Below are 24,755 nucleotides of genomic sequence, written 5' to 3'. Positions count from 1 at the left end.
CTCGCCTCCGACCTGCGGAGTGCGTGGCTATGGCCGCTCGGTGAGGTCCTCGAAGAACTGCTGGACGGCCGGCCATACCCGGCCGCCGCCGGACAGACCCCGCCACTCCCGGCGTACGACGGCGACCATCCGGTAACAGTCGTCGATCGGCACGATCCAGTGGTGGTCGAGGCCGTGGACGGTGTTCACCAGCAGCGCCTCCACCTCGGGTTCCACGGTCTCGAGCGGTGGACACGTCCGGGCCAGCTCCTGCCAGGCCGCCGCGTCCACCTCCCAGCGCATGGCTCCCGCGGGGCTCGGGCCCTCGGCGATGACGGTGCCGTCGGCCCGGGGCACGAAGAAGACCAGGCCGACCGGTACGCCCAGCGCGGCCGTGTCGACCTCGGGCAGCCGGATCCGGCGCCGGGGCACGGGACGGTACGTACCGTCCCCCGCCGCCGCGTCGGCGAACAGCACGGAGCAGGGGCCGCAGGCGCAGCGCACCTCCTCCTGCCCGGTGTCGTACAGGTGGGCGTGCTCGTCGGCGACCGGCGCGGCGCACAGGTCGCACACCTCCCTCTCGGCCGCCGCCGTGCGGTCGGCCGAGGAGCGGATGAGGCGGGCCAGTGCCCCGTCGGTGGTCACGGTGCGCTCCGGTGCGTCAGTGAGGTCAGCGGGACGAAGGCGGGGGCCGTCTCGGTCAGGGGCTCCACCTCCGTCAGCTCGGGGGCCACGGCGAGCACCGCCGCGCGGACCGCGTCGGTGACCTCCGAACCTCCGCCGCCGCAGCCGGACCCGCATCCGCCGCCGCCCGTCGTCAGACGGACCCGGGCGACCTGCCCTTCGACCCCGGCCCACTCCACGTCGCCGCCCCGCTCCTGTACGGCGGGCCGAAGCCGTTCGACCGCGCGGGCCGCCCGGCGTTCGGCGGGCTCGGGGTGGATGTCGTGCAGCACCATGAGGTGCCCGAGCAGCTCGTCGTCGGCGAGGCGCTCGGCCAGTCGCTCGTCCGCCTGGTCCAGGACGCGGGCCAGGGCCTCGCCGTAGACCTCGGTCAGCAGGGCCACCGCCTCGGTCGCGGAGCGGGTCGTGGGGCCGGGGGCGGACTCGAGGCTTTCCAGCGCCTGGTCGAGCCGGGCGAGCCGGGCCTCGACATCCGGGTCGGTCAGCCGTGCGCGGGCGGCCTCAGCCATGGTTCGCCCCGTACGTCGGCGAGTGCAGGGTCGTCAGCGTCTTGCCCTTGCCGACGTACATGTGCACACCGCACGGCAGACACGGGTCGAAGCTGCGGACCGTGCGCATGATGTCGACGCCCTTGAAGTCGTCGGGCCCGTTCTCCTCGAAGATGGGCTGGCCCTGGACGGCGTCCTCGTACGGGCCGGGGGTGCCGTACATGTCGCGGGGGCTGGCGTTCCACGGGGTGGGCGGGTACGGGTGGTAGTTGGCGATCTTCTTGTCCTTGATCACCAGGTGGTGGGAGAGGACGCCGCGCACCGCCTCGTGGAAGCCGCAGCCGATCGCCTCGTCGGGCACCTCGTAGTTCTCGAACACCTTGGTCTCGCCCGCGCGCACCATCCCCATGGCCTCGTCGAGGAACTGCAGGGCCATGGCGGCCGCGTACGCGATGAAGTAGGGCCGGGCGCGGTCGCGTTCGATGGTGTTGCTCCACTGCGGGATGCGCCACTCCAGGGTGGTCTCCGGCAGGGACTCGCCCTTGGGCAGGGAGATGCGCACGCTGTGGCCGGTGGCCTTGACGTAGGGGGTGTCGACCAGGCCGCTCAGCGCGGTCGACCACAGACGGGCCAGGGGGCCGCCGCCGGTGTCGAGGGCGAGGTGGTCGCCGGTGCGCTGGTCGAACCAGCGGGGGCTCATCACCCAGCTGTACTTGTCGTCGAAGTTGCGCTTCTGCGGCACCGGGACGGTCGTCTGGTTCCACGGGTGGCGCATGTCGACGGGGTTGCCGAGCGGGTCGTGGGTGACGAACGGCTGCTCGTTGACCCAGTCCTCGTAGTAGGAGCTGCCGAGCATGATGCGCAGGCCGAGGTTGATGTCGACGAGGTTGTTGGTGACCAGCTCGCCGTCGACGATGATCCCGGGGGTGACGTACATCGCCTTGCCCCAGGTGTTCATCGTCTCGTAGCGGTAGTCGACGACCTTGGGGTCCTGGAAGGCCCCCCAGCAGCCCAGCAGGGTGCGGCGGCGGCCGACCTCCTCGTAGCCGGGCAGTGCCTCGTAGAAGAAGTCGAAGACGTCGTCGTTCATGGCGACGGCCTTCTTCACGAAGTCGATGACCCGCATGAGGCGGCTGAGGTAGTCGGTGAAGACGGTCGGCTGCGGCATCGTGCCGACGCCGCCCGGGTACAGCGTGGAGGGGTGGACGTGCCGCCCCTCCATCAGGCAGAACATCTCGCGGGTGACCCGGCTGACCTTCAGGGCCTCCTTGTAGACCTCGCCCTCGAAGGGGTTGAAGGCCTTCATGATGTCGGCGATCGTGCGGTAGCCGTGGATCTCGCCGCGGGGGGCCTCGGTCCGCTCGGCGCGGGCCAGGACTCCGGGGTTGGTGGCCTTGACCATCGCCTCGCAGAAGTCCACGAAGACCAGGTTGTCCTGGAAGATCGTGTGGTCGAACATGTACTCGGCGGCCTCGCCGAGGTTGACGATGTGCTCGGCCAGCGGGGGCGGTTTGACGCCGTAGGCCATCTGCTGGGCGTAGTCGGAGCAGGTGGTGTGGTTGTCGCCGCAGATGCCGCAGATCCGGGACGTGATGAAGCCCGCGTCGCGCGGGTCCTTGCCCTTCATGAACACCGAGTAGCCGCGGAACAGCGACGAGGTGCTGTGACATTCGACGACTTCCCGGTTGGCGAAATCGATCTTCGTGTAGATGCCCAGGTTCCCGATGATCCGTGTGATCGGATCCCAGGACATGTCCACGAGCTGTGGCGGCTTGCGGTCCGTGGGCCGCGCCTCGGTGGTGGTCATCTGCGGTACTGCCCCTCGCTGTCGATGGTGTGTGGGGTGGTGGGCTTGCTGCGGGAAGGCCTCATCAGGCGCGCCAGTGGGGGTCGTAACCGCTGGTCAGCTTGCGCTTGTTGTGGCGCCATCTGGGCTCGTGGTTGACCAGCTCGTTGGTCATGCCGCGCAGCCGGCGGACGACGGCCCCGTACGGCTTGATGACCAGGGACGACAGGGTGCTGCCCGGGGGCTCGTCCATGAACGGCATGAACGCGTCGGGGAAGCCAGGCATCGTGCAGCCGATGCAGATGCCGCCCACGTTGGGGCAGCCGCCGATGCCGGCCATCCAGCCGCGCTTGGGCACGTTGCAGTTGACGACCGGACCCCAGCAGCCCGTCTTGACCAGGCACTTGGGCGAGTTGTAGTCCGTGGCGAAGTTGGCCTGCTCGTAGTACGAGCCGCGGTCGCAGCCCTCGTGGACCGTCTTCCCGAACAGCCACTGGGGGCGCAGCATGTGGTCCAGCGGCGGCGGGGGTGCGGAACCGGCCGCGTGGTAGAGGACCCAGATCAGGGTCTCCATGAAGTTCTCGGGCTGGATCGGGCAGCCGGGCACGTTGACGACGGGCAGGCCAGCCTGGGAGGTGTAGTCCCAGCCCAGGTAGTCGGCGAGGCCCATGCAGCCCGTCGGGTTGCCGGACATGGCGTGGATGCCGCCGAAGGTGGCGCAGGTGCCGGCGGCCACCACCGCCCAGGCCTTGGGGGCCAGTTGGTCGATCCACCAGTTGAGGGTCTGCGGCTCGCCGGTCTCCGGGTCGTTGCCGAAGGACGTCCAGTAACCGTCGCCCTCGATGATGTTCTGGTTGGGGATCGAGCCCTCGATGACGAGGATGAACGGGCCCAGTTCGCCGCGTACGGCCGCTCGGTAGGGCGCGAGGAAGTCCTCGCCGCCGAGGCTGGGCGAGAGAACCTTGTTGACGAGGTTCACCTTCGGCAGGCCCGGGATCAGCCCGAGCACCAGGTCCTCGATGGAGGGCTGGTCGGCGGCGGTGAGCGAGACGGTGTCGCCGTCACAGCTCATGCCCTCGGAGATCCAGAGGATGTGGATCTCGTCGATGCCCTGCCGGTCCTCGGACCGTTCGGGTTCCTTGCTGACTTCTTCGGTGCTGCTGTGGGTGGTCATGTCACTCGGCCTCCGCTGCGGGGGTCTCGGAGTCGGTCGTGTGCCGCGCGGGAGCTGCGGCGGGAGCCGGTGCCGACGGCTCGTCCGGGGATCCGGCGGGCTCGAGGGGTTCGAGCTCGTCGGGCCGGAAGTAGTGGAAGCGGCCGTACCAGTTGTTCAGTTCGGCGGCCGGGTCGTCGTCGAGGGTGACGGCGAGGTGCACGCTGCCGTCCACGTCGTGGAAGACGGCGGCGACCTCGGCGGTCCGCCCGGCCAGGAACATGTCCTGGGCGTCGGCGCCGCGTCCCCGGGGGCGCAGCCGGACCCGGCTGCCGCCGCCGAGCCGTACGCCGTCGACGAGCACGGTGTCGGTGGTCGGGGAGAGACCGTCGTCGCCGCCTTCCTGCCACCAGGCGGGGCGGTCCGCGGACGCCGTGGGGGTGACGAGGGTGACGGGACGGTCGGCCGGCGTGGTGGGGGTGACGCGGGTCTTGGGGTGATCGGCCGGCGCCGTGGGGGCGGCCGGTGTCAGGGAGCGGACGGCGCCGTGCAGTCGCTCGAAGACCTCCTGCGGCATGGTGTCGACCCGGTCGAGGATCGCCGCCGCCCGCGGGTCGGTGGCTCGCGCCTCGCGCTTCTCCTCGTCGGTCAGCAGCATCGTGCGCAGGGTGAGGATCTCGTCGATCTCCGCCGCGTCGTGCAGGTCGCCGGGGCTCTCGGGGGCGACCTGGGGGTGGTCGGGCAGGATGATCGGCGCGGACAGCAGGACGGGTGCGGTGTCCCCGGTCTCGCCGCCGAGCACCGGGAAGGTGAACTCGTTGCGGCACGCGCGCACGGGTGCGTCCAGGTCCGTCGGCGGGTCGATGAGCGAGACGAACTCCACCCCGTCGCCGCCGATGAGGGTGTGCGTCGCGATGAGGGCCTGGCGCAGTGCCTCGTCCCGGGGCGTGTGAGGTGGCGGGGCGGGCGCGGTGTTCGTGGTCCGTACGCGGATCCGGCACAGGTCGTCGGAGAGCCGCTCGGCGGTGACGGTGGTCTCGGCCAGGATCTCCTCGCGGCTGCGCACCACCCGCCCGGCGTCGTCGGGCAGCGTCTCGACGTCCTCACCCGCCGCGGCGCTCACCGCGACGACCCGTGCGTCCCGGAGGAGTTCGTCGAGCGGGGCCCCGACCTCGCACTCGCGCGGCAGGGCCTCGTCGAAGGTCAGATGCACCGCGCCGTCGCCGGTGCGCAGGGACTCGACGGGCCGGCCCGCCTCTTCCACCTGCTTGCGCTGCATCTGGAGGTAGCGCACCCGCACCCGGACGCGGGCGCTGTCCGGCCGCCGGATCCGCAGCAGGCACTCGGTCTGCTGGTACCAGGAGTCGGCGGAACCGGAGACACCGGGGGTGACGGGACCGTCCGCCTCCACCCAGTCCCGGGGGAAGAGCACGCCGAACTGCCAGCGGACGCGGTTCTTCGTGGAGGAGCGGCGGTAGGGGTACAGGAGGTAGCCCTCGTAGAGGACGGCGTCGGCGACGGCGCTGAGCTGCTCGAAGACGCCCGGGCAGGGGTCTGCGCCGTCCGTCGTGGCAGCGCCTTCCGTGCCGCCCTCGACCAGTGCCTCCGCCATCGCGCCTCCTCGTCCCTGTGTGCACGCGCATCCCTTCCACCACGGTCACACCGCTGATCTCAGGTCGCCTCCTCCGGCGCAGCGTGATTGGGCCGTTCGGGGTGGTCGTCCAGTCGTCACCGTGCGGCTGCGCAGGACGGGGGGGCACGCCGACGGGCCCGTCGGCGCCCAGACGCGCGACGGGTCCGTGCCGGTGGTGCGGGGTCAGCGACGCGTGTGGGAGAGCCTGCGCGCCGGCAGCGGGACGACGACCGCGGCGGTCACCGCATGGGACGCGGCGAAGTGACTTGGGTGGACGTGGCGGTGTGCGGTGCGACAGCCGGGCCGATGAGGGACAGCAGGGTGAGGGCGACGGTGGTCACCGTGAAGGTGCGGGCGGGCCGCCCGGCCCAGCGGGCGAGGACGATGCCGGCGACCGATCAGAACAGCACCCCGCCGAAGAAGCCGCCGGCCGGGATCTCCTCGGCCTCCGCGGCCCCGGGACTCGCCGCTTCCATCGGGACACCGGCGGCCCGCGCGACGAGCGCGAACGCCTCCGTCACCACGGCTCCGGCGAGGACCGCCGGAATGCCGGCCGGCCACTCGGGGCGTGCGGAGAGCAGGCCGGGCCCGGTCCGCCGAGCCCGGGCCTGAGGTGTCGTCACACTCATGCCACCTTCTTCTGCCGGGGGTTGGGTGCGCGGTGGGGCGTCCGGAGAGGTGGACCGGAGGGCGGCGCGGAACTCGTCGGTGCCCGGGGGACGTTTTCCCGGGGCCGGTGGTTCGTCCGGATGGCACACGTCACCCGCACGAACCGGCGCGTCACGGGAAGGCGTCCCCTCATGGACCAGCCGACACATCACCCCCGCCCCACCACCAGCCCCGCCGTCACGACCCTGGCCGACCCGCTGGTCAACCGGGGCACCGCCTTCAGCCGCAGCGAACGCGAAGAGCTCGGGATCGACGGGCTGCTGCCGCCCGCCGTGGAGACGCTGGACGAGCAGGTCGCCCGCGCCTACGAGGCGTTCCACGGCTACGACAAGCCCCTGAACCGGCACATCTACCTGCGGCAGCTCCAGGACACCAACGAGGTGCTCTTCTACCGTCTGGTCACCGAGTACCTGGAGGAACTGCTGCCCGTCGTCTACACGCCGACGGTGGGCGAGGCCTGCCAGAAGTTCAGCGAGATCTACCGGCGGCCGCGCGGTCTCTTCCTGACCTGGGAGGACCGGCACCGGTTCCGCGACATCCTGCGCAACCGCCCGCACCGGGACCACGACGTGGACGTCATCGTCGTCACCGACGGGCAGCGCATCCTCGGCCTCGGCGACCAGGGCGTCGGCGGCATGGGCATCCCCATCGGCAAGCTCAGCCTCTACACGGCGATCGGCGGCATCCACCCCGCCCGCACCCTGCCGGTCCTGCTCGACGTCGGCACCGACAACGAGACCCTGCTCCACAACCCCCGCTACCTCGGCCGGCGCGCCCGGAGGCTGACCGGCGCCGAGTACGACGAGATGATCGAGGCGTTCGTCTCGGCGGTGGAGGCGGAGCTGCCCGGGACGCTGCTGCAGTGGGAGGACTTCGCCACGGCGCACGCCCACCCGATCCTCGCCCGCTACCGGGATCGGCTGCTCACGTTCAACGACGACATCCAGGGCACCGCGGCCGTCACGCTCGGCGCCCTGTCCACGGCGGCGGACGTGGCCGGCACCCCGCTCACCGGGCAGCGCGTGGTGATCCTCGGAGCGGGGTCTGCCGCCATCGGCGTCGCCGACATGATCCGTACGGCCATGGTCGACGAGGGACTGCCGGAGGACGAGGCGACGGCGCGGTTCTGGATCGTCGACGTCGACGGACTGCTGGTGTCCTCCCGTGCCGAACTGACCCCGCAGCAGCGGGTGTTCGCGCGCGACGACAGTGAGGTGGCCGACTGGGACGGCACCGGCCTCGCCGAGGTGGTGCGCCGAGCCGAGCCGACGGCGCTCATCGGGCTGTCGACGGCGCACGGCGCGTTCACCGAGGAGATCGTGCGGCAGATGGCCTCCACCTGCGAACGGCCCGTCGTCTTCCCGCTGTCCAACCCCACCTCGCACTCCGAGGCCGACCCCGCCGACCTCACCCGCTGGACCGACGGGCGGGCGCTGATCGCCACCGGCTCGCCCTTCCCGCCGCTGAAGGTCGACGGGCGTGAGGTGCCCGTGGCGCAGTCGAACAACGTCTACGTCTTCCCGGCGATGGGCCTCGCGGTGACCGCGAGCGGGGCCACACGGGTCACGGACCGCATGCTCGTGGCGGCCGCCCGGGCCGTGGCGCGGTGCGCGGTGCGGGCGGCGGACGGCGACGACCTCCCCGTGCCGCTGCTGCCGCCGCTGACCGGCATGCGGGAGTCCGCCCGCGAGATCGCGCTGGCCGCGGCCCTCGCCGCCGTCGAGGACGGGGTGGCCCCGCGGGCCACGGAGGAGGAACTGCGAGAGGCCGTCGCCCGGGCGCAGTGGACGCCCCGGTACGAGGACTAGGGGCCGTGTGCCGGTCCTCCGGGACGTGCTGTCGGACCACACGACGGCCCATGTTCCTCACCCGACTCTGATGCCCACGATGCACGTGTCGTCGTCGGTGTCCGACTTGCTGTAGGTCAGGAGGCGGTCCAGCTGCTGGTCGAGCGAGCTGGGTGCCGTACGGGCGGTGGTCAGGAGGTGGGTCAGGGACTCCTCCACGGGCCGGTCCCGGCGCTCGACCAGGCCGTCCGTGTACATCAACAGCGTGTCCTCGGGGGCCAGTTGCAGCTCCGTCTCCTCGTACACGGCTTCGGGGACGGCCCCCAGCAGCAGACCCTTGACCAGGGGCAGGGGGGCCGCTTCGGTGTCCCGGACGAGGACGGGCGGCAGGTGCCCGGCCCGGGCCCAGCGCAGCGTCCGCGTGACCGGGTCGTACAGTCCGCACACCGCGGTCGCGGTGACGGCGCCGGTCAGGTGGTGCGCCACGATGTTGAGCCAGGACAGCAGCTGGCCCGGACCGGCGCCGGTCACGGCCAGACCGCGCAGCGCGTTGCGCAGGACGACCATGCTGGTGGCGGCCTCGATGCCGTGCCCGGCCACGTCCCCGACGCACAGCAGCACCTTGCGGGACGGCAGGACGACGGCGTCGTACCAGTCGCCGCCCACCAACTGCTCGGTCTCCGCGGGGCGGTAGCGCACGGCCACCTGGAGACCGGACATCTGCAACGGCGCCTGGGTGGGCGGCATGATGGCGTGCTGCAACTGCAGGGTCAGCCGGTTGCGTTCCGTGGCCTGCTGCTCGGTGTGCGCCAGCTGGTCGCGGGTCGCGGCGAGCGCCACCTCGGTCCAGTGCTGGGCCGAGATGTCCTGGCAGGCGCCGCGCACCAGGAGCAGCCGGTCGTCGGTGTCGAGCACCGGTTCGGCGACGATCCGGATGTGACGGGTCACCCCGTCCGGCCGCTGCAGCCGGAAGTCGGCCGCCGCCGGCCGCTGGTGGTGCAGCAGCGTGCGCAGGAAACGGCGGATGGAGACGCCGTCGTCCGGGTGGGCATGGGCCGGCAGCTCCTCCAGCGGCACCGGGGTGCTCGTCTGGGGGCGTCCGTAGAGGTCGAAGAGCTGCCCGTTCCAGGTGATCTCACCGGTGAGCACGTTCTCCTCGAACCCGCCGATGCGGCCCAGCCGCTGGGCGTGCTGGAGCAGGCTCGCCAGCCGGGCCGTCTCGTCCTCGATGCGCCAGATGAGGAGGACGGACATGCCGTGTCGGCTGATGCTGATGTCCGCGACGGCCGACAGGGGGACCTGGTCGACGAGGGCGGTGAGGTTCATCCGGCGGGCCCGGAACGGCTCACCCGTGGCGTAGACCCGCTCGACGCGCTGGAACAGTTCGCTGTCCCCGGCGGCCATCGGGTAGGCCTCCAGCAGCAGCGCCCCGTTCACGACCGCCCGCGGCCGGCCTGCCGGGTCCAGGAAGCGGCTGTTCACGTGCTGGATGCGGAAGTCCACCAGGTGCCCGTCGGCGTCCAGATGCGGAACCAGGACGAGGGCGGGGTCGTACAGCCCGTCGGCGAGGTCCATCAGCTCGGCGGCGTCCGGCAGCACGCGCGGCTCCTGGGCCGCTCCCTGCGGCGGCGTGTACATCTCCAGCGTGTGGGCGCACAGTTCGGCAAGCGCCTCCACCTGCCGGACGATCTGCGGGGGCTGCGGCTCCAGCGGGTCCGGCCAGGCGATCTCCAGCACACCGTGGATACGGCCTCCGGTGCCGGCGGGCAGCGCGGCCCGGCCGCCGTCCGGGTGGTGGTGCAGGCCGATGGTGGGCAGTCCGGTCACGCCGAGGGTGGTGATCCACTGCCCCTCGCGCTCGATGAGGCCCCGTCGCGCCACGGTCACCACGTCCGGCGGGACGTAACGCCAGCGCTCCGCCTCGGCTGGCGAGAAACCGGCGCTGCCCGCCAGGCTGAGCGAACCGTCGGCACCCGCGGCCCATACGGCCACGGCCACCGCGCCGAGCGGACGCAACGCCTGCTCCAGCAGGGCGTCGGCCACGGCCTGGGTGTCGTCCGCCGCCAGGACGCCGCTCTCGGCCGCGCGCAGGCGTACGGCGGCCGACTCGGTATCCGCCTCGTCGGCGGCCCGGGTGGCGGCGAGGAAGGCGTCCGTCACCTCGGACATCCGGTCCCGGGCGGCCTGGTTGATGACGTCGACGGCCAGCTCCAGGGGGGTGACCTGGGCCTGCTCGGCCAACTGGGCGAGCTGCCGGGCGGCCTGGGCCGGGCCGCACTGCAGCCGTTCGACCAGGACGCCCTTGGCGAGCTCGATCAGGGCGCGCCCTTCGGCCTCCGCCTGGGCGGCCCGCACCTCCCGGCTGAGCCGTTCCACGGTGGCGGCGAGCCGGCCCACGGGGGACGCGGCCGACGGGTCCTCGCGGTCGGCGGGCGGTTCGGCTCGGGACTCGGGCGGCCCGTCGGAGGTGACCGGCCCCCCGGAGGCCGCCGCCTCCTGGTCAGGGCCCTCGGGTACCCCGTCGGAAGTGCGGGACAGCGCGTCGGAGCTCACCGGTGACGGGGAGGACTCGGGACCGGCGGCCGAACCGCGCTTCGGCTCGCCGTCACCCGGCTCGCGCGACTGCTCGGACATGCTCACGGTGTGGATGCTCCTCGGCTGGAGTGCCCTGGGGCGCGGAACGACAGGCGCTGCGGGGCGCCCGGCCCGGCGGTGTACGGGTCGGACGCCGGTGTGCTCATGCCGGCAGCCAGCGGCGGACGCAGGCCATGAGGTCGCGCGTGTCGACGGGCTTGGTGACGTAGTCGCTGGCACCCGAGGCGAGGCTCTTGTCCCTGTCGCCCGGCATCGCCTTCGCCGTGACGGCGATGATGGGCAGCTCGGCGTACTGCGGCATGCGGCGGATCTCGGCCGTCGCGGTGTAACCGTCCATCTCCGGCATCATCACGTCCATCAGCACGAGGGCCACGTCCGGATTGTTCACGAGCGTCTCGATGCCTCTGCGCCCGTTCTCGGCGTGCAGGACGCGGAAGCCGTGCAGCTCCAGGATGCCGCTCAGCGCGAAGAGGTTGCGCGCGTCGTCGTCGACGACGAGGACCGTACGGCCGGCCGACGCGTCATGGGCGACGGGCGGCGTCAGCTGCTGCGCCCCCTCCGTACGGACGAGGGAGAGCACGTCCCCGGGTTCCTCGGCGGACAGATGCAGGGCGATGCGCTCCCGCAGTTCGTCGAGGCTGGACAGCAGCTCCAGTGCGCCGCCCTCGGAGCGGGAGCGCAGCGTCTCGTCCAGGGGGGCGTCCGTGGGGTGGCTGCTGTGCACCAGCACCGGAACGCTGGTCAGCGCCGAGTCGCCCTCCAAGGCCTGGAGGAAGCGGGAGGCCTCGTCGTCGCGCATGCCCAGCTCCAGGACGACGCAGTGGCACGGCTCGGACGCGAGGGCACCGGCCGCCTCCTGCGCGCCGACGGCGGTGATGATGTCGACCGCGGGCCGCTGGGCACCGTCCGTCCGGCCGTGCGTCAGGTCGGCGACCACGCTCTCCGCGACGAGAGTCAGCAGCCCGCGCGAGCGCTCCTCCACGACGAGCAGCCTCCGGGGCCGGGGGCCGGGCCCGATCTGGGGCACCGGCACCGAACCGGCCGGTCCCTCCGGTACGGGCTCCGCCGAGACGCGCTCCAGGGGCCTGCCGGAGTGGAGCAGTTCCTCGAAGTCGGGGCGTGCCACGGGCAGGAACAGCGTGAACGTACTGCCCTGGCCGGGCGTGCTGTGCACCGAGACGGCTCCGCCGAGCAGTTGGGCGATCTCCCGCGTGATGGACAGGCCCAGACCGGTGCCGCCGTACTTCCGGCTCGTCGTGCCGTCCGCCTGCTGGAACGCTCCGAAGATCGTCTCCAGGTGCTGCTCCGGAATGCCGATGCCGGTGTCCTTGACACGGAAGGCGACCACGGAGGCGCCCCGCACGACGCCTTCGGGCACCTCGTCGTCGCCCGCGGGCTCGATGCTCAGTTCCACGCCGCCCTGTTCGGTGAACTTCACGGCGTTCGACAGGAGGTTGCGCAGGACCTGGCGGAGCCGGGAGTCGTCGGTGAGCACGTCCGCCGGTGCGCCGGGCGCGGTCGTCACCGTGAACTCCAGGCTCTTCTGCGTCGTCATCGGCCGGAAGGTGGCCTCCACGTACTCGATGAGCTGACGCAGCGTCACCCGCTCGGGCGTGACGTCCATCTTCCCGGCCTCGACCTTCGACAGGTCGAGGATGTCGTTGATCAGCTGGAGCAGGTCCGACCCGGCGGAGTGGATGATCTGGGCGTACTCGACCTGCTTGGGCGTGAGGTTGCGGGACGGGTTCTGCGCCAGCAACTGGGCGAGGATCAGCAGGCTGTTGAGCGGGGTGCGCAGTTCGTGGCTCATGTTGGCCAGGAACTCCGACTTGTACTTCGAGGCCAGCGACAGCTGCTGGGCGCGGGTCTCGAGCTCTTGGCGCGCCTGCTCGATCTGCAGGTTCTTCGCCTCGATGTCCCGGTTCTGCGCGACCAGCAGCGAGGCCTTCTCCTCCAGTTCGGCGTTGGAGCGCTGCAGCTCCTCCTGCTGGACCTGCAACTCGGTGGAGCGGGCCTGGAGTTCGACGGTGAGGCGCTGGGACTCGACCAGCAGCTCGTCGGTGCGGGCGTTGGCCACGATGGTGTTGACGTTGACGCCGATGGTCTCCATCAGCTGCGCCAGGAAGTCCCGGTGGATCTGGGTGAAGGGGGTGACCGACGCCAGCTCGATGACGCCGAGGACCTGGCCCTCGACGACGATGGGCAGCAGCACCAGCGCGCTCGGCACCACCTGGCCGAGGCCCGAGGAGATGGTCACATAGCCGTCCGGCAGCTCCTCCACCATGATGGTGCGCCGGCTGCGGGCGGCCTGGCCGACCAGGGTGCGGCCGAAGGCGATGCGGGAGGGACGGGTGCTCTCCTCGGGGTAGCCGTAGGAGCCGACGAGCCGCAGCTCGGGCCCGTCGTCGCCGTCCTCGGCGAGGTAGAAGGCGCCGTACTGGGCCGAGACCAGCGGGACGAGCTCGTCCATGATCAGCTCGGCGACCACGGGCAGGTCGCGGTGGCCCTGCATCAGACTGGAGATGCGGGCGAGGTTGGTCTTGAGCCAGTCCTGCTCCTGGTTGGCCCGGGTGGTCTCGCGCAGGGACTCCACCATCGAGTTGATGTTGTCCTTGAGCTCGGCGACCTCGCCGGACGCCTCCACGTTGATCGAGCGGGTCAGATCACCCTCGGCGACGGCACTGGTCACCTCGGCGATCGCGCGGACCTGCCGGGTCAGGTTGCCCGCCAGTTCGTTGACGTTCTCCGTCAGGCGCTTCCAGGTGCCGGAGACGCCCTCGACCTCGGCCTGGCCGCCGAGGCGTCCTTCGGTGCCGACCTCACGGGCGACACGGGTGACCTCGTCGGCGAACGCGGACAGCTGGTCGACCATCGTGTTGATCGTCGTCTTGAGTTCGAGGATCTCGCCGCGGGCGTCCACGTCGATCTTCTTCGACAGGTCGCCCCTGGCCACCGCGGTGGTCACGAGCGCGATGTTGCGCACCTGGCCGGTGAGGTTGTTGGCCATCGAGTTGACGTTGTCGGTGAGGTCCTTCCAGGTGCCGGCGACGTTCGGCACGTGCGCCTGGCCGCCGAGACGCCCCTCGGTGCCCACCTCGCGGGCGACACGCGTGACCTCGTCGGCGAACGCGGAGAGCGTGTCGACCATCGTGTTGATGACCTCGGCCAGCGCCGCGACCTCGCCCGCGGCCTCGACGGTGATCCGCTGCGACAGGTCGCCGCGCGCCACGGCGGTGGCGACCTGGGCGATGGAGCGGACCTGGCCGGTGAGGTTGGACGCCATGACGTTGACGTTGTCGGTGAGGTCCTTCCAGGTGCCCGACACCCCGCGGACCTGGGCCTGGCCGCCGAGACGTCCCTCGGTGCCGACCTCGCGGGCGACACGCGTGACCTCGTCGGCGAACGCGGACAGCTGGTCGACCATCGTGTTGATGGTGCTCTTCAGCTCGAGGATCTCACCCCGCGCGTCCACGGTGATCTTCTGCGACAGGTCGCCCTTGGCCACCGCCGTGGCCACCAGTGCGATGTTGCGGACCTGGCCGGTGAGGTTGCCGGCCATGAAGTTCACGGAGTCGGTGAGGTCGCGCCAGGTGCCCTTGACGCCCTTGACGTCCGCCTGGCCGCCGAGGCGTCCTTCGGTGCCGACTTCCCGGGCGACACGCGTGACCTCGTCGGCGAACGCGGACAGCTGGTCGACCATCGTGTTGATGGTGCTCTTCAGCTCGAGGATCTCACCCCGCGCGTCCACGGTGATCTTCTGCGACAGGTCACCCTCGGCGACCGCGGTGGTGACCTGGGCGATGGAGCGGACCTGGCTGGTGAGGTTGCCCGCCATGTGGTTCACGGAGTCGGTCAGATCGCGCCAGACCCCGGCCACGCCGGGCACTTGCGCCTGGCCGCCGAGACGTCCCTCACTGCCCACCTCGCGGGCGACACGCGTGACCTCGTCGGCGAACGCGGACAGCTGGTCGACCATCGTGTTGACGGTCTCCTTCAGCTGGAGGATCTCGCCGCGGGCGGGCACGTCGATCTTCTGCGAGAGGTCGCCCTTGGCCACCGCCGTGGCCACCTGGGCGATGTCGCGGACCTGGGTGGTCAGGTTGCCCGCCATCGCGTTCACCGAGTCGGTCAGGTCGGCCCAGGTGCCGGAGACGCCGGGCACCTCCGCCTGACCGCCGAGGGTGCCCTCGGTACCGACCTCACGGGCCACTCGCGTGACTTCGGAGGTGAACACGGACAGCTGGTCGACCATGCCGTTGAAGACCGTGGCGATGTCGCCCATGAGGCCGTCTGCGTCGTCCGGCAGCCGGGTACCGAAGTCCCCGTCACGGACAGCCGTCAGACCTGCCAGCAGCCGACGCAACTCCTGGTCGCCCGGCACCGCATCGACGACCCCAGTGCTGTCGCTGATCATGCGCACCCTCGTTCCGCTCCCCAAGAGCCCTCGACACCGAGGACTCGGAACCCCCGGGCCGATGAGCGGCGCCGGTTGTCGTGCATGCGTGTTCCACGCTTATAGATGTGTATGCGATGTGGAAATACGCCGCAGGTTAACCCACATTTCAAGCCCTGAACAAAGCAGGAGCCACCAACCTCGGCCGAACTCCGTCACCGCACCCCGGACCCCGTCGGCGACGGCGGCGGGAGGGCCGACGGACGGGTCACGAGAGCCGAGCAGGCCCGTTCAGGAGACGGCGGCGGCGTCGACGGAATCCCGTGCCTCCAGAAGGCGGTCGACTCCCGTGATCTCACAGAGGCGCTGGAGCTGCGGGGACGGCGCGACCACCCGCAGGGTTCCCGTCTGGTGCGTGAGGATCAGCAGGTTCAGCAGCGTCGAGTCCGCGAAGGTGATGCCGGAGGCGTCCAGGATCACCTTGGGGTACTTCCCGACGGCCGCCGCCATCGCGTCCGCCAGTGGCGTGATCGAGTCCATGTCGTAGGAGCCGCGGGCGATGATGACCCAGGCCCCGCGCCATGCGTACTGCAGCACCGCGGCCCCGTCGGGGGCGTGCGCGTGTCCCGCCGGCACCTCGGCGCCGGCGTCGCGCGTGAGTGCCGGCATGCCGGTCTCGTCCCAGGGCACCTTCGGGCTCCTTCTGTGACTCTCCCCGAGGGGAGCACGTCCTGTGTTGCATGAAAAGTATGTCACGTATCTACGTTCGGGCAACGGTGCCGCTTAAAATGCTGCGCATGGTCGCAGTGCCCGAGTCCCACAGCGGATGGACGTTCATCACCAGCCACGCGCGCGTACTGGCAGCCATCGCCGACAACCCGAACGTCCGCATCCGCGACATCGCCGCCCGCTGCCGTCTCACGGAACGCGCCGTCTCGCGGATCATTTCGGATCTGGAGCAGGACGGCTATCTCTCCCACACCCGGGACGGCCGCACGAACACCTACCGGATCGAACCGGACAAGGTGCTGCGACACCCGGCCGAAGCCGGACTCTCCGTGGCTTCCCTGCTCTCCCTGCTCGTGCAGGACGAGACCACCCGCGTCAGGAAGCCCGTCGCCCCGTAGCCTGGCCCGCCGGTCCCGGAGATCCCGCCCGGCCCCCGGCGCGGAGACCCCGGTACCCGGTCGCAGCGCGAAGCCCCTGCGTGACGTGGCCGGGCAGGGGCTTCGCTCGGGCCTCGTGTCAGCAGCTCATGGCCCAGGTGTGGGAATCACCCTGGTCGTTCGCCGCGCCGTTGTAGCCGGCTTCCTCGCCGGGGGTGAGACAGATCGTCATGTGTCCGCCCAGACTCGCACGGGAGTAGACCCGGACGTGGTCCTTGACGCCCGGCCCGGAGATCCCGTGGTTGGCCCAGGAGGAGTCCGTGTCCGCGATCCAGCTCTCCCACCAGTGGTCGTCACCGGACCAGTTGGCGCGCTGACCGGAGAAGTCGGCGTTCTGCCACACGCAGAACTCACCGCGCGGGCAGTCCGAGGCACCGGCCGTGCCGGCGGTGGTGAGCGCGCCGGTGAGGAAGAGGAAGACCGCCGCGAGGGCGGAGAACAGCCTGCTGTGCGTCATGACGGGACGGGACCCTTCCGGTGGGGGGTGGGGCGGTCGGCCAGCAGCCGTGCCGCGCGGTGCAGTGCGTGGTCGCGCAACCGCTCGTAGGTGGCGATGTCGTCACGGTGCGCGGCGCGGACGGCGGCGAGCCGGGCGGGCTCCAGCCGGGCCCTCAGGTCGCCGAGCCCGCTCTTTCGCGCACACCGGGTGTCTTCCTCACGGCAGGCGGCCCGGCGTGCGAGCGCTGCCCGGTAACGGGGATCCTCCTTGAGCCGGGCCTGCGCCTCGGGGCGCAGATTGTTGACGGTGACCTCGGCTCGGAACCAGCGGGCCTGGTCGCCGTAGAGGTAGCGGTGCGCCTGCGCCAGGCAGCCGTCCGTGTGGGTGCGGACGGTGTGTCCGGTGGCGAGGGTGACCTCCAGTTCGGCCGGGGCCGTCCCGAAGAGCGCGTCTTCCCGCGACGCGGACGGCCCCGCGGCGCCCCGGGCGGTCATGCACCGATCCACCAGCACCTGCTGCGCTGCCCTGATCAGGTCGCCGCGCGCCTGCTCCGATGCGGGCAGTACGGGTGGGGGCGGCCCGGCACAGCCTCCGGCCAGCAGCACCGTGAGTACGCCGGCCACCGCCGTCCTGCCCGCACCCCGGGCCCAAGCAGCGCTCGTTTCCACGTCACTTGGAACGATCAAGAACCCGCGCAGGTCACGGCATGGGAGGACATGGCGTCCCGGCCAGGCCGGCGGGTCGCCCGGTGTGCGATGGCCGACGCGCCAACGCCTTGCCTCGGAGGCCGGGTTGCCCCTCCTCGACGTCACGAACAGCGGTGGAGGTGGGGTCAGCCCCAGCAGGGACTCGGAGGGTGCCCCCACAGACCGCCTGCTCGCGGCCGCGCTAGCTTCTGTGCCGAGGGCTGCAGCTTTCCCGTCCCTCCGTCCGCGCGGAACGGCGTCGCCTCCTCCACCAAGGCCCCTTCATGAACAGTCACTTGTTCCACCCTCGCCTCACCACCGCGCCAGGGCGGCGGATCGGCGTGCTGACCGCGACGAGCGGAGCGCTGCTGGCCGCCTTCTTCGTCGTGCCGGGCACGCTGGCACACGACGGCGTCGACTCCGGAAACGTCGCAGCGTCCTTCCGCCGCGGCCTGGTCGCCTACTGGGATTCCGGCAGTCCGGACTTCCCCCGGCAACTGGACACCACGGTCGAGTTCTGGTTCCGCTTCCACCTGGTCAAGGCCGTCGTGTCCGCCCTGCTTCTCGCAGCGGTCGTCGTGCTCGGCGTCCTCCTCGGGCGGCTGGCCCGGCAGCGGGCGGACGGGCGGCCCGGCCGCCGCCTCCTCGTGCCGGCAGGCGCCCTGGTCGCGTTGCTCGGGCCGTTCGCCCTGGTCGCACTGGTGGCCAATGTGCAAGGCGCGGTGGCCCCCTTCGCTTCCTTGCTCCCCATGCTGACCGGTGGCGACGCGGACACCGACGGCGAACTGGCCGGCACCCTGGCGCAGATGCGGCAGCAGATCGCCGACCATCCCGCCGAAGGGCACTCGCCCCCACTCGCCGCGATGATCGGCGACTTCGCCCTGTACCACGCGGTCCTGGCCGCCATGGCCGCCACGGCAGGACTCGCCCTGGCCGGCGTCGCTGCCGCCCTGTGGAGGCGGCGCAGGGCGGCGCCCGGCACCCGGTCGAGACGCGCGATGAAGGCCGGCGTCGCGGCCTCCGCCCTCTGCGCCGCACTCGCCCTGGTCATCGCCGTCGCGAACACCACCAGCGCCGCACACTCGTCCCAGGCTCTCGCCGCCTTCCTCGACGGGGGCTGGTAGGACACCGGCCGCCGGTGCGGAGTGTCACCCGGTCACGAAGGTCGTCACGCTCTGAGCGGGAAGCCGACCGGTGAAGGAGCCGTTCGACACGGTGCTCCTGCCCTGGGGACGCGAGGGTCCTGCCGGAGTCCGTCAGCCAGGACGACACACCGCACGAGGTGTTGGATTGCAGGACGAACCGCTGACTCACGTGCGACGTCGCCTTGTTGACGGCGACGACGACCAGCCGGGAGCCGCTCCCGCGGTACGCCGAGACGTAGACGTTCGGCTGGGGGGGCACCGCGACCCGTATGTGTCCGGGGCGGACGAAGTTGGAGAGGTGCGCCATGGCGGCACCGCGTTTGCTGATCCGGCCGTCCTCCCGCAGGGGGCCGCCCCGCATCCTCAAGCCTCAGCCGCGCCGTACCGCACCGAGCTGGGCCCGGTGCAGTCCGGGGGCCGTGAACCGCTGCGCCACCGTGCGCAGGACGCGGGCCATCGCCTGGGCGGGGGGAGTTGCGGGGCGGGCCGTGGTGCGGGCGAGGAGGATGCGGCGGGTGGGGGCCGGCACGTCGGAGGCGAACGGCAGCAGTCGAACGTCGCTGCGACGGCTGGTGAGCGCCAGGCGGGGGGCGAGGGCGATGCCGAGCCCGGCGGCGACCATGGCCTGCGCCTCCTGGTAGTCGTGCGAGGAGTAGGCGATACGTGGCTCGAAGCCCGCCTGGCGACAGCTTCGGCGCAGGACATCGGCGACGGGGTGGTTGTCCGCGCGGATGATCCACTCCTGGTCGGCGAGGTCGCCGAGGCGCACGGAGGGATGGCCGCGCAGGGGCGAGTCGGCGGGGACCACCAGCACCGTGGGGTCGTCCAGCAGGTGGGTGAGGGAGAGCGCCGGATCGTCGAGGCGGTTCCACTCGTAGTCCCAGAGCAGCCCCTGCTCCACCTCGCCGGTGTGCAGCATTTCCCGGAGCTCGGCTAGGACCCCGGCGCGCACCTCGATACGGATGCCGGTGTGACGGCGCCGGAAGCGGGTGAGCGCGAGCGGCAGCAGGGACGCGCTGGCCGTGGGGAAGGAACCGAGCCGCAAAGTGCCCTGATCCAGGGCCGTGAAGGAGTCCAAGTCGGCTTGCGCCGCCCGCAGTTCACGGCGGATCGCCCGACCTCGCACGGCCAGCGCGGAACCCGCCGGAGTGGGGCGGATCCCGCGCGGCAGCCGCTCGATCAGGGGCTGTCCGGCTTCCTGCTCCAGCAGGGACATCTGCTGGGAGGCGGCGGAGGTGGTCATACCCAGGGCCTCCGCGGCGGCGGTGAGCGACCCGCGTTCGGTGGCCTCGGTGAGCAGCAGCAGTCGGCGCACGTTCAGCATGGCTGCGACTTTAGCTGGGCTTAACCCATGTGAAGCGAACTGCGATTGTTCCGAAGTCACGCCTCTGCGAGGGTCTCCGCATTCGCCGAGCGGTTCACCGGCCCGCAATGCGCCCGTCATCACCGCCTCGGCCCTTCCCTCCCTCTCGTTGATCAAGGAAGAGACCGGACGTGCACATTCCCGCGACCCTGGTGCGTGGCGGCACCAGCAAGTGCTGGCTGTTCAACCAGGTCGACGTCCCCGCCGGACGTGGCGAACTGGAGAAACTGCTGGTCTCCGCGTACGGCGCCACCGATCCCGTGGAACTGGACGGCGTGGGCGGGGCGACCCCCACGACCTCGAAGGCGGCGGTGGTGGGCGCTTCCCCCGAACCCGGCGTGGACGTGGACTATCTCTTCGCCCAGGTGGGCATCGGAACGGGCTCGGTCGAGTGGACGAGCAACTGCGGCAACTGCGCCACGGGGGTCGCGCTGTACGCGGTCGCGAAGGGCATGGTGGCCATCACCGGTGACCGGACTCGTGTGGTGATGCGCAACACCAACACCGGCGCGGTCCTCGAAGGGCTCGTGGACACCACCGGTGGCGTCGTCCACCACTTCGGCCGCCAGACCGTACCCGGCACCCGTGCCGGCGGGGTGGCCGTGGGCCTCACCTTCCGCGATCCGGCCGGCGGCACCACCGGTTTACTGCTCCCCACCGGGCAGGCCGCGCAGGACCTGCGGGTCGCAGCCGCCGAGCCGGTACGGGTGAGCATGGTGGACGCCGGAGCGCCCGTCGTCCTCGTCGACGCCCCCGGCGCCGGACGCACCGGCGCCGAGCCTCTGGAGCGGATGGGCGCGGATGTGCCCTGGCTGCGCACCGTGCGTCATGCCGCCGCACCGCTGATGGGGCTGCTCGGGCCGGGCGAGGAGCCCGGCGACGCGGTGCCCAAGGTGGGCCTGGTGGGCCCGGCGGTGCCGTACACCACCCCCCTCGGGGAGCGGCTCGCGGCCGAGGACTACGACATCTCGGTGCGCATGCTCAGCATGAACGCCCCGCACCCCGCGATCGGCCTGACCTCAGCCGTCGCCGTCGCGGCGGCCGGGCTCGTCGAGGGCTCCGTGGTCTTCCGGACCGCGGGCGGCCCGACCGAGGAATGGCTGCGTCTCGGCACACCCGCCGGCATCGTCGCGGTCCGCTGCACCGACCTGCGGGACGGCCTGCCGCGGCGGGTCACCGTGCAACGCGCGGCACGGCTGCTCGCCGACGCCCGTATCTACGTCCCGGAAACCGGCCGCGTCCCCGTCCCGCGACGGGGCCGCACGCAGGCCGCCTGAGCCGGGACATCACCTCGGTCGGCCGGTCCCCAGCCGTCCGCACCGGGATACCCTCGCGCCCCCGGGCGCGCCCCTCCCCCATCGCACCGAGGACAAAGATGTCTGCTGAAGTGATCTCCACAGGCGCGCTGCTGGTGATGTTCGTGGTCGGCACGGTGCTGCCGATCAATCTGGGCATCCTCGCCTTCGTCGCCACCTTCGCCGTCGGCACGGCCTCGCTCGGCCTCACCGAGGACGAGATCTTCGAGGGCTTCCCGGCGAAGCTCTTCGTCACCATCGTCGGGGTCACCTACCTGTTCTCCGTCGCCCGCCGCAACGGCACCATCGACCGGCTCGTCGCGGCCGGGGTACGGCTGGTGCGTGGCAGGGTCGCCCTCATCCCCTGGGTGTTGTTCCTGGTGGCCGCCCTGCTGACGGCGTTCGGCACCTTCACCCCGGCCGCGGTCGCGATCCTCGCGCCGATCGGCATGAACTTCGCCCACCGCTACCAGCTCAACCCGCTGGTCGTCGGCATGATGGTGATCAGCGGCGGGCACGCGGGCGCGTTCTCCCCGCTCGCCGTGTCCGGTGCGCTGGTGCTCGGCCTGGTCGACAAGACCGGACTGCACATCTCCGCGGTGACGTTGTTCAGCGCCAGCTTCCTGATCAACCTGGTGCTCTCGGCCCTCACCTATGTGCTGCTCGCCAAGCGCCCCGTCCCACTGGCCGAGGGGTCCGAGGAGGCGGCCGAGGAGCAGGACCTCGCCGTGTCCGGCAGGCCGGACTGGCGTCAGTGGCTGACCCTCGCCTGCCTGGCCGCTCTCGTCGTCGGCGCGCTCGGCTTCCATCTGGAGATCGGCTTCCTCGCCCTCGCGGCCGGTGCGCTGCTGGCCCTGGTGGACATGGAGCGCCAGGAGAAGGCCGTGGACGGCGTCAGCTGGTCCACCCTGCTGCTGGTGGCGGGCATGATGACCTACATCGCCATGCTGGAGAAGGCCGGCATCATCGAGAACATCTCCGAGCACGCGGCGGGCCTGGGCGCACCGGTCGCCGTCGCCCTGATGCTGTGCTTCACCGTGGCCGTCACGTCCGCGTTCGCCTCCTCCACCGCGATCCTCACCGCGATCATCCCGATCGCCGTGCCGCTGCTGCTCTCCAGCCACCTGAGCGCCGCCGGGCTGATCGCCGCGCTCGCCGTCTCCACGACGATCGTCGACACCTCGCCCTTCTCCACCAACGGCGCACTCGTCCTCAGCAACGCCCGCGGGGTGGACCCGCGCCGCTTCTACCGCCAGGTCATCGGCTACACCGGTGGGATCGTCGCCCTCGGCCCGGTCGTCGCCTGGGGCGCGCTGGTCCTGCCCTGGTCGTAGCCGCGTGACAGAGGGGCCGGGTCCGATTCGAGGGGCCACACCCCCTCGTTCCGTCGGCGGCGCCTGGAGCCCGGGACCTGGACTGCTGGTCGATCGACGCCGGCAGCACCGCCCCTCAACCGACGGCAAGACCATCTGGTGCGCTCAGAACTTCTCCCGGCCTGAGCTGCACCGAGAGGCCCCGAACCAACTCCCGCTCGGAGAATGCCGCCGACGGCCGTGTCCCCGCCCTGATCTCGGGCGGGGACGCCCTACCGGTCGAGCGGCGGGGTCAGTTGGCGTTCACCAGGTCGTGCGCCGGTACGGTGACCGTCCGCTTACCCGGCTCGCCGCCGAGCACGATCTTGCGGAGTGCGCTGTTGTTGCCGAGGTCGGTTTCCTTCAGCCGCTTCTCGGGGTTGGCCAGCACCTGGATGTAGTAGGTGCCGTTGGGCACGCCGGTGATGTCGAACGACTGACCCGGCAGGTCCTGGGTGTACGTGTCACCGGATCCGACGTCCAGCACCTCGCGGACGGAGATCGAGTTCTCCTCGCCACAGGCGGTGGCCAGGTCCGTGTTGTACGGGTGCCAGTTGGCGTTCTTCACCGTGTAGTCGATCGCGTCGGTGTTGGCCAGGCAGAACGCTTCCTTGCCGCTGCGCACGGCTTCCTTCTTGTCGGCCTTCAGCAGCCGGTAGCTGGCGAAGTCGGTGAAGTGCCAGTGCACGTGCCCCGGGCGCGGGTCCCACTCCATGGTGCCGGTGGGGGTGTAGCCGACCTGCTTGCCCTTGGCGTCGTAGAAGTACTGGAAGGCGTCCATCTTGGCCTTGCCGGGCTTGCGGAACCCGTCCACGACGAGCTGCGCCGGGCCGGCGTTCCAGACGTTGGCGCTGAACGCCAGGTAGTCCTTGCCCGGGATGTCCTTGTCGCCGTCGCTGATGGTGATGCCGTAGGCCGGCAGCGAGCGCAGGTCCGGCTTGGGGACGTCCGGGACGGAGGGCTTGCCGGTGGGCCGCTTCGACAGCGGCTTGAGAGCGGGCGCCTGACGCGAGCCGTCGGTCTGGCCGCCGCTGTCCCCGGCCTGCGGAGACTGTGCGGACATCTGCTTCTTCTTCAGCGCCCACGGCAGGGCCGGCGGCGCGGCCTTCAGCGGACCGTGGCCCACGTTGTACGAGGGACCCGCGCCGCTCGTCACCGGCGCGGCGGCCTCGGCGGGGGTCGGGGCATGCCCCGGCCCGTGACCGGCGTGCGCGCTCGGCGCCTGGTGACCGGCACCGTGACCGGCGTGCGCGGCGTGCTCTCCGGCCTTCGCGGAGCGGGGCACCGCACCGACGGAGCCCTCTTCGTCCTCGCCGCGTCGTTCCACCACGGTCACCTTGACCGTGGCCGCCTTGTCGGCGATGCCGAACAGGTCGCGGTACTTCTTGGCGACACCGACCTTGGCCGTGTACGTACCGGCCGGCAGCTGGACCGGCTCGGTGTAGGAGCCCGCGTAGGTGTTGGCCGCCCAGCCCTTCTCGACGCCCCACACCGAGCCGAGGGTGAAGGGGTTGGTGGGGCAGCTCTCCGGATACTTGGAGGTGGAGGGCGCGTCGGGCCGCACTCGGCCGCTGGCGTTGTTCGGGCAGAAGCTCTCGCTGCGGGTGAGTACCTTCTTGCCGGCCTTGTCGGTGAGGGTGATCTCCGAGAAGCCTGGCAGCCCGGAGAAGTCCTTCACGGTGCCCGTGGGCAGCTTCTTCGCCTTGGGCTTGCCGCCCTCGTACACGGTCTGAGTGACGGTCACCGGGTCCTTGTAGGACTTCCGGGTCACCTTGAGCTCCAGCGGCGTCCCCTCGGCGATGAGGTAGGTGCCGAGGTCCAGGTACACGCCCGGCTCCTCCTTCCAGGAGGTGAGCGTCACCGAGTTGGTCGCCGCGACGATGCTCAACTCGGGGCCCTTCGCGGCCTTCGCGGGCTCCTGCGCCGCGGCCACGATGCCGGCCGTGACGGCCGTCACGGCGACGGCCGTGGTGCCGGCGAGCAGCGTACGCCGCAGCCGAACGGTGCGTCTTCTGGTCATGGTTGGCTCGTCCTCCGGTGCTGTGAGAAGGAAGCAGGCGGCACCGCGCGTCCGCGGGATACGGGCCGGGGCCGTCATGTGCGAGGCGTCTTGCTCCACCCGCGCTGTGAGAGGAACGGACC

Annotated in this window: 20 protein-coding genes; 6 read left to right on the top strand and 14 right to left on the bottom strand. The window is 71.4% G+C overall.

Features of this window, described 5'->3' with window-relative positions:
* Positions 1 to 27 precede the first annotated feature (27 nt).
* The 5 genes from AB0937_RS06245 to AB0937_RS06225 form a co-directional block, all read right to left on the bottom strand.
* A complete protein-coding gene (locus AB0937_RS06245; RefSeq protein WP_366709822.1) occupies positions 28 to 624 on the bottom strand; it encodes a DUF5947 family protein in 597 nt (198 codons plus the stop codon).
* Positions 621 to 1,172, bottom strand: a complete 552-nt coding sequence (locus AB0937_RS06240; RefSeq protein WP_366709820.1) for a NifU family protein — start codon at positions 1,170 to 1,172, stop codon at positions 621 to 623. The genes AB0937_RS06245 and AB0937_RS06240 overlap by 4 nt, the downstream gene beginning before the upstream one ends.
* Positions 1,165 to 2,958: a nickel-dependent hydrogenase large subunit gene (locus AB0937_RS06235; protein WP_366709819.1), complete on the bottom strand. Its 1,794-nt coding sequence runs from the start codon at positions 2,956 to 2,958 to the stop codon at positions 1,165 to 1,167. The genes AB0937_RS06240 and AB0937_RS06235 overlap by 8 nt, the downstream gene beginning before the upstream one ends.
* A gap of 64 nt (positions 2,959 to 3,022) precedes the next feature.
* The gene (locus tag AB0937_RS06230; protein ID WP_366709818.1) at positions 3,023 to 4,111 is read right to left on the bottom strand and encodes a hydrogenase expression protein HypE; all 1,089 of its coding nucleotides are present in this window, start codon (positions 4,109 to 4,111) and stop codon (positions 3,023 to 3,025) included.
* Position 4,112: 1 nt separating this feature from the next.
* Entirely contained in the window at positions 4,113 to 5,702 is a 1,590-nt protein-coding gene (locus AB0937_RS06225; protein ID WP_366709816.1) for a hypothetical protein, read from the bottom strand.
* Between the two features lie 121 nt (positions 5,703 to 5,823).
* On the opposite strand from AB0937_RS06225, the gene AB0937_RS06220 reads away from it, so the two are divergent.
* Positions 5,824 to 5,988, top strand: coding sequence for a hypothetical protein (locus AB0937_RS06220; protein ID WP_366710249.1), 165 nt, complete (start codon positions 5,824 to 5,826; stop codon positions 5,986 to 5,988).
* Here the strand turns inward: AB0937_RS06220 and AB0937_RS06215 are convergent.
* Complete coding sequence (locus tag AB0937_RS06215; RefSeq protein WP_366709815.1) at positions 5,963 to 6,064, bottom strand: hypothetical protein; 102 nt, start codon at positions 6,062 to 6,064, stop codon at positions 5,963 to 5,965. The two genes, AB0937_RS06220 and AB0937_RS06215, sit on opposite strands and share 26 nt — an antisense overlap.
* A gap of 57 nt (positions 6,065 to 6,121) precedes the next feature.
* Positions 6,122 to 6,352 (bottom strand): DUF6069 family protein, encoded by a 231-nt coding sequence (locus tag AB0937_RS06210; RefSeq protein WP_366709813.1) that lies wholly within the window; start codon positions 6,350 to 6,352, stop codon positions 6,122 to 6,124.
* Positions 6,353 to 6,523: 171 nt separating this feature from the next.
* Here AB0937_RS06210 and AB0937_RS06205 point away from each other — a divergent pair, with 171 nt between their 5' ends.
* Complete coding sequence (locus AB0937_RS06205) at positions 6,524 to 8,200, top strand: NAD-dependent malic enzyme (protein ID WP_366709811.1); 1,677 nt, start codon at positions 6,524 to 6,526, stop codon at positions 8,198 to 8,200.
* Between the two features lie 57 nt (positions 8,201 to 8,257).
* Here the strand turns inward: AB0937_RS06205 and AB0937_RS06200 are convergent, their stop codons facing one another.
* From AB0937_RS06200 to AB0937_RS06190, 3 genes are all read right to left on the bottom strand, one after another.
* Entirely contained in the window at positions 8,258 to 10,813 is a 2,556-nt protein-coding gene (locus AB0937_RS06200) for a SpoIIE family protein phosphatase (protein WP_366710223.1), read from the bottom strand.
* 103 nt (positions 10,814 to 10,916) lie between these two features.
* Positions 10,917 to 15,188: a HAMP domain-containing protein gene (locus AB0937_RS06195; RefSeq protein ID WP_366709810.1), complete on the bottom strand. Its 4,272-nt coding sequence runs from the start codon at positions 15,186 to 15,188 to the stop codon at positions 10,917 to 10,919.
* Positions 15,189 to 15,458: 270 nt separating this feature from the next.
* Positions 15,459 to 15,857, bottom strand: a complete 399-nt coding sequence (locus tag AB0937_RS06190) for an STAS domain-containing protein (RefSeq protein ID WP_366709809.1) — start codon at positions 15,855 to 15,857, stop codon at positions 15,459 to 15,461.
* Between the two features lie 107 nt (positions 15,858 to 15,964).
* On the opposite strand from AB0937_RS06190, the gene AB0937_RS06185 reads away from it, so the two are divergent.
* Positions 15,965 to 16,294: a helix-turn-helix domain-containing protein gene (locus tag AB0937_RS06185; RefSeq protein WP_366709808.1), complete on the top strand. Its 330-nt coding sequence runs from the start codon at positions 15,965 to 15,967 to the stop codon at positions 16,292 to 16,294.
* A 118-nt stretch (positions 16,295 to 16,412) separates the two neighbouring features.
* On the opposite strand, the gene AB0937_RS06180 is transcribed toward AB0937_RS06185, so the two are convergent.
* Both AB0937_RS06180 and AB0937_RS06175 read right to left on the bottom strand, forming a co-directional pair.
* Positions 16,413 to 16,790: a peptidase inhibitor family I36 protein gene (locus AB0937_RS06180; RefSeq protein ID WP_366709807.1), complete on the bottom strand. Its 378-nt coding sequence runs from the start codon at positions 16,788 to 16,790 to the stop codon at positions 16,413 to 16,415.
* On the bottom strand, positions 16,787 to 17,395 hold the full coding sequence (locus AB0937_RS06175) for a hypothetical protein (protein ID WP_366709806.1): 609 nt from the start codon (positions 17,393 to 17,395) through the stop codon (positions 16,787 to 16,789). Before AB0937_RS06175 ends, AB0937_RS06180 begins: the two co-directional genes overlap by 4 nt.
* 347 nt (positions 17,396 to 17,742) lie before the next feature.
* Between AB0937_RS06175 and AB0937_RS06170 the strand changes: the two genes are divergently transcribed.
* A complete protein-coding gene (locus AB0937_RS06170) occupies positions 17,743 to 18,582 on the top strand; it encodes a tat (twin-arginine translocation) pathway signal sequence (protein WP_366709804.1) in 840 nt (279 codons plus the stop codon).
* Positions 18,583 to 18,973: 391 nt separating this feature from the next.
* Here the strand turns inward: AB0937_RS06170 and AB0937_RS06165 are convergent, their stop codons facing one another.
* Complete coding sequence (locus AB0937_RS06165; RefSeq protein ID WP_366709803.1) at positions 18,974 to 19,927, bottom strand: LysR family transcriptional regulator; 954 nt, start codon at positions 19,925 to 19,927, stop codon at positions 18,974 to 18,976.
* A 170-nt stretch (positions 19,928 to 20,097) separates the two neighbouring features.
* On the opposite strand from AB0937_RS06165, the gene AB0937_RS06160 reads away from it, so the two are divergent.
* The gene (locus tag AB0937_RS06160) at positions 20,098 to 21,243 is read left to right on the top strand and encodes a PrpF domain-containing protein (RefSeq protein ID WP_366709802.1); all 1,146 of its coding nucleotides are present in this window, start codon (positions 20,098 to 20,100) and stop codon (positions 21,241 to 21,243) included.
* A 98-nt stretch (positions 21,244 to 21,341) separates the two neighbouring features.
* Entirely contained in the window at positions 21,342 to 22,595 is a 1,254-nt protein-coding gene (locus tag AB0937_RS06155) for an SLC13 family permease (RefSeq protein WP_366709800.1), read from the top strand.
* Positions 22,596 to 22,866: 271 nt separating this feature from the next.
* Here the strand turns inward: AB0937_RS06155 and AB0937_RS06150 are convergent, their stop codons facing one another.
* Positions 22,867 to 24,633 carry a lysyl oxidase family protein gene (locus AB0937_RS06150; RefSeq protein ID WP_366709799.1) on the bottom strand — a complete coding sequence of 589 codons (1,767 nt, stop codon included), beginning with the start codon at positions 24,631 to 24,633 and terminating at the stop codon, positions 22,867 to 22,869.
* Positions 24,634 to 24,755: the final 122 nt, after the last annotated feature.

The organism is Streptomyces sp. NPDC047880 (assembly GCF_040706515.1).
Taxonomy (GTDB): Bacteria; Actinomycetota; Actinomycetes; order Streptomycetales; family Streptomycetaceae; genus Streptomyces.
Note: the sequence above shows the minus strand (reverse complement) of the source record. Positions and strands in the feature narration are given on the sequence as shown.

Excerpts from the sequence above, each read along its gene's own strand:
- AB0937_RS06240 (WP_366709820.1), bottom strand. The coding sequence starts at position 1,172 with ATGGCTGAGGCCGCCCGCGCACGGCTGACCGACCCGGATGTCGAGGCC.
- AB0937_RS06235 (WP_366709819.1), bottom strand. The coding sequence starts at position 2,958 with ATGACCACCACCGAGGCGCGGCCCACGGACCGCAAGCCGCCACAGCTC.
- AB0937_RS06230 (WP_366709818.1), bottom strand. The coding sequence starts at position 4,111 with ATGACCACCCACAGCAGCACCGAAGAAGTCAGCAAGGAACCCGAACGG.
- AB0937_RS06225 (WP_366709816.1), bottom strand. The coding sequence starts at position 5,702 with ATGGCGGAGGCACTGGTCGAGGGCGGCACGGAAGGCGCTGCCACGACG.
- AB0937_RS06210 (WP_366709813.1), bottom strand. The coding sequence starts at position 6,352 with ATGAGTGTGACGACACCTCAGGCCCGGGCTCGGCGGACCGGGCCCGGC.
- AB0937_RS06205 (WP_366709811.1), top strand. The coding sequence starts at position 6,524 with ATGGACCAGCCGACACATCACCCCCGCCCCACCACCAGCCCCGCCGTC.
- AB0937_RS06200 (WP_366710223.1), bottom strand. The coding sequence starts at position 10,813 with ATGTCCGAGCAGTCGCGCGAGCCGGGTGACGGCGAGCCGAAGCGCGGT.
- AB0937_RS06195 (WP_366709810.1), bottom strand. The coding sequence starts at position 15,188 with ATGATCAGCGACAGCACTGGGGTCGTCGATGCGGTGCCGGGCGACCAG.
- AB0937_RS06185 (WP_366709808.1), top strand. The coding sequence starts at position 15,965 with ATGGTCGCAGTGCCCGAGTCCCACAGCGGATGGACGTTCATCACCAGC.
- AB0937_RS06180 (WP_366709807.1), bottom strand. The coding sequence starts at position 16,790 with ATGACGCACAGCAGGCTGTTCTCCGCCCTCGCGGCGGTCTTCCTCTTC.
- AB0937_RS06170 (WP_366709804.1), top strand. The coding sequence starts at position 17,743 with ATGAACAGTCACTTGTTCCACCCTCGCCTCACCACCGCGCCAGGGCGG.
- AB0937_RS06165 (WP_366709803.1), bottom strand. The coding sequence starts at position 19,927 with ATGCTGAACGTGCGCCGACTGCTGCTGCTCACCGAGGCCACCGAACGC.
- AB0937_RS06155 (WP_366709800.1), top strand. The coding sequence starts at position 21,342 with ATGTCTGCTGAAGTGATCTCCACAGGCGCGCTGCTGGTGATGTTCGTG.
- AB0937_RS06150 (WP_366709799.1), bottom strand. The coding sequence starts at position 24,633 with ATGACCAGAAGACGCACCGTTCGGCTGCGGCGTACGCTGCTCGCCGGC.